Origin of the sequence: Vibrio nigripulchritudo ATCC 27043 (genome assembly GCF_000222685.1) — a bacterium.
GTDB lineage: Bacteria > Pseudomonadota > Gammaproteobacteria > Enterobacterales > Vibrionaceae > Vibrio > Vibrio nigripulchritudo.
Window position 1 is genome coordinate 1 of sequence record NZ_AFWJ01000159.1, and the last position, 3600, is coordinate 3600.

A 3600-nucleotide genomic window follows, 5' to 3' on the forward strand; every position below is an offset into this window, starting at 1 on the left:
CGCCAATTCTTAAACGTGGTGAAATAGCAAACCTGAGAGAATATTCTGTTGTTCATCAGTATATTGAAATGAAATTTGAGCAAGATTCAGAGTCATTTCAGGAAAGTGAAAAAATTGATAGGCTGAATGAAATTATCAGCAATTTTGATAGCCAAAATCAAAAGTGAAAACTGACCCACAACCAAGTTGTGTCTTCTCCCACATCTAATACGGCTCGTCGCCATAGCAGTTGCTACAATAACAAATGGTGTTGTGGGAGCTACCCGGAAGTATCACCTATTTAAATCACATGAGTTATGTGGATTTTTGTGCTTCTGTAGTGGTAGGTGCATTTTTCAGGAAATCACAGGGAAGTAAAATGACAATAACAGGTGAGTGCTTTTGTGGTGCGATTAAATACAAAGTGGAAGGCAGACTTCATGATGCCCGATCCTGTCATTGTTCACGATGCCGCAAAGCGTTTAGCGCTCAAGCTTCAGCTTATGCTCTTGTCAAAGAAGGAGAGTTTGAGTGGGTGTGTGGTCAGGAAAAATTGACCTCATATGTCAGGGAGCACGGTTTTGGGCTTCAATTTTGCTCGGTGTGCGGCTCGACACTCGCTGGTGTCTTTCAAGGTGAAGTCCATGGCGTCACATTGGGCTGTGTTAACGGCGATCCTCAAATCCAGCTCAGTCGCCATATTTACGTGGATTCAAAAGCCTCGTGGGAGCTAATCGCAGATGGCGTCCCTCAGTACAAAGGCGCGCCACCAGAAAATATCTAGTGTCGCTGTGTAACCGTGAGTGCCCTCTGTCTGATGAAAGCTGATGCTACATGTTCTCCACTTATTGAAGCGTTATGATTCTGCTCAATTTCTGTGTGGATACACCATGGTAATATCCTCTCTTTTGCATAGAAGTAAGAAATGAGTAATCAGCACTTTCAGGGAAAATACGAAGTCGAGTTAAAGTATCGTCTACCTTCAAAATCAGATTTTTTGAATACCCTTAGCTCCATTCCACATGAAGTCATGCTTCAGGATAATATCGAACGTGATTGGTATTTTGACAGCCCCGACAGAGCGTTAGAAGCCGACAATAAGAGCGTCTGTATTCGTACCATGGAACCTTCGGGCATCAAGTTATGGATAGTGAAAGGACCAGAACCAGATAGGTGTGAAGCCACAGATATCACCAATGCGTCTAACGCTCGGAGCATGTTGGAAACTATGGGTTATGAGGTGGTATTGAAGGCTACAAAAATCCGCAGCATCTATTTTGTTGGTGAATTCCATATCACAGTTGACTCGTTGGAAGGGCTGGGTGATTTTGCTGAATTTGCAATCATGACCGATGATGAATCCAAGCTCTCATCTTATAAGGCTGAACTGGAAGCGCTTGCCAGCAAATTTGGTTTAGATGACTCAGCACTGCAAACTCAGTCATACAAGCAGATGTTTGCACAACACGCGAAGCCACAAATTTAGCACCCCAGATCTATTTGTAATGACGGTTTTACTTAATGTTGCCAAGTTGGCGTTACCAGTGCGCGAATTTGGCTTGATTCAGCGTTTTTGCTTAACCATGTCGATAAACCTGTCGCGTATTCGATCTTCTTTGTCATCATTCCAAATTAAACCTACGTCCCAGCTTGTGTCTTGCTGTTTTATTTCAATCAACTGAACATTGTCTGGGCAGATCGTGTGAGCGCTTAATGGGATGATGGCAAAGCCTTGGTTTGCGGAGATAAGAGCCAGTAAAGTGAGAATATCACTAGCCTCTTGAGTCACTGTTAACGGGTGCTTGCTAGCCACCAAATAACGTTGGATCTGATTGAATAATCCCTGCCCTCGGGATGGTCTCAGTTGCAGGTAATTTACACCTGACAAAGAGCCTAAAATATCTTTTCTATCAATCTTCTGATTGGTATTTACCGCGACGGCCAGTTGATCAGAGTAGAGCCTCAGACCGTTAAGTGGTGTAGGTAGATTTTGTATTCGATTGAAACTCAGGTGGAGTTCTCCGCTTAGCAAAGCGTCGATCTGTTTTGAAGATGGCGTATCGTCTAATGTGATGTGTACCTTAGGGTACATTTGCTTGAATTGAGATATCCAGTCGGGTGCTTGGCGGTAGGTTGAAATACCAAAACCAATGTTCAGATGTCCCTGTTCGCCTTCAGCCACACACTTTGCCAATCGCTCAAAATCGCTGAACCTTTCCGTGAGTTGCTGAGCCTCGCTCAGAAGCGTGCTTCCTGCTTGGGTAAGTTGTGCGCCGTTTCGCCCTCTTTCAAACAGCTCAACCCCTATTTGGCTCTCCAGCCGCTTTATCTTTTTAGTTAAAGCCGACTGAGTAATAAAAAGGCGCTCGGCAGCCAGAGTGTAATTGCTGTCTTTAGCGAGCTGACAAAATGCGCGCAGTAGATCGATATCCATTCCAAATACTCATTGAACTTAGATTATTCTTCATTATACGGAATGAATCGGAGTTTCTAAACTGGTGAAAATCCAATCAGAGAAAGAGGTTTCTATGAAAGATGTTCGAGTGGCGTCAGTTCAGTTTCATCATCATGCCAGTGACAAGTATTACAACTTATCGGTCATGGATTCATTTGTACGTAAAGCGGCAGAGACGGGTGTCGAACTTATTGTTTTTCCTGAAATGTGTATTACCGGGTACTGGCATGTGTCTAAACTGTCGGAGGAAGAAATTAGAGCACTGGCAGAACCTGTTCCAAATGGAGCGTCAAGTCAGCACCTGATTAAACAGGCGGAAAAATACAATATGAGTATTGGGGCGGGTTTGATTGAGCTGGCAGAAGATGGCAAGTTGTACAATTCTTATGTGCTTGCCATGCCCGATGGAAGAATAAAGAAACATCGAAAACTGCATACTTTTGTCAGCCAATATTTGAGTAGCGGCGACCGCTACACGGTTTTTGATACACCTCATGGTTGTCGGGTCGGGATTTTGATTTGCTGGGACAATAACTTGGTTGAGAATGCTCGTATCACGGCGCTGAAAGGGGCTGACATTCTTATTGCCCCTCACCAGACTGGCGGATGCAACTCACGAAGCCCGGAAGCCATGGGGTTGATTGACCCTGCGCTCTGGCACAACCGAAAACAAGAACCGGAAGCACTTCGCTCTGAAATGCAGGGAAAGAAAGGGCGAAAATGGCTTATGCGGTGGTTACCTTCCCGAGCGCACGACAATGGTATGTTTTTGATTTTCAGTAATGGAGTCGGGCTGGATTCCGGTGAAGTGCGCACAGGTAACGCTATGATCCTCGACCCTTACGGTAAGGTGCTTATGGAAACAGACAGCATTAGCGATGCCATGATTGTTGCCGACCTCAAAGCAGAACAACGAGAAACCAGTACAGGAAAAAGATGGATTGAGGGACGGCGACCAGAGCTGTATCAGTCACTCATTGATGAAGTGGAACAGCCGCAAACGCCAAGACAAGTGCGGCTTGGCGTAGATTGAGAAACAGCCGTACAGCCTGAAATCCTACAAGCCAGAGAGGAATGAATAGGGTAAGAGCCGCTTATGCGGCTCTTACAAATCAACCTACGGTTTCGTGGATTGCCAGTGAATGATCTTTCCATTACTCAGTTTT

Annotated in this window: 4 protein-coding genes; 3 read left to right on the plus strand and 1 reads right to left on the minus strand. The window is 44.9% G+C overall.

Annotation, left to right across the window (positions count from 1 at the left end; all coding sequences use genetic code 11):
* Nucleotides 1–358 precede the first annotated feature (358 nt).
* Both RH89_RS13785 and cyaB read left to right on the plus strand, forming a co-directional pair.
* On the plus strand, nucleotides 359–763 hold the full coding sequence (locus RH89_RS13785; RefSeq protein WP_004402877.1) for a GFA family protein: 405 nt from the start codon (nucleotides 359–361) through the stop codon (nucleotides 761–763).
* Between the two features lie 141 nt (nucleotides 764–904).
* Entirely contained in the window at nucleotides 905–1465 is a 561-nt protein-coding gene (gene cyaB, locus RH89_RS13790) for a class IV adenylate cyclase (protein WP_004402878.1), read from the plus strand.
* 78 nt (nucleotides 1466–1543) lie between these two features.
* On the opposite strand, the gene RH89_RS13795 is transcribed toward cyaB, so the two are convergent.
* Nucleotides 1544–2413 carry a LysR family transcriptional regulator gene (locus tag RH89_RS13795; RefSeq protein WP_004402886.1) on the minus strand — a complete coding sequence of 290 codons (870 nt, stop codon included), beginning with the start codon at nucleotides 2411–2413 and terminating at the stop codon, nucleotides 1544–1546.
* A gap of 94 nt (nucleotides 2414–2507) precedes the next feature.
* On the opposite strand from RH89_RS13795, the gene RH89_RS13800 reads away from it, so the two are divergent.
* A complete protein-coding gene (locus RH89_RS13800; protein ID WP_004402887.1) occupies nucleotides 2508–3467 on the plus strand; it encodes a nitrilase family protein in 960 nt (319 codons plus the stop codon).
* Nucleotides 3468–3600 lie beyond the last annotated feature (133 nt).

Excerpts from the sequence above, each read along its gene's own strand:
- RH89_RS13785 (WP_004402877.1), top strand. The coding sequence starts at position 359 with ATGACAATAACAGGTGAGTGCTTTTGTGGTGCGATTAAATACAAAGTG.
- cyaB (WP_004402878.1), top strand. The coding sequence starts at position 905 with ATGAGTAATCAGCACTTTCAGGGAAAATACGAAGTCGAGTTAAAGTAT.
- RH89_RS13795 (WP_004402886.1), bottom strand. The coding sequence starts at position 2,413 with ATGGATATCGATCTACTGCGCGCATTTTGTCAGCTCGCTAAAGACAGC.
- RH89_RS13800 (WP_004402887.1), top strand. The coding sequence starts at position 2,508 with ATGAAAGATGTTCGAGTGGCGTCAGTTCAGTTTCATCATCATGCCAGT.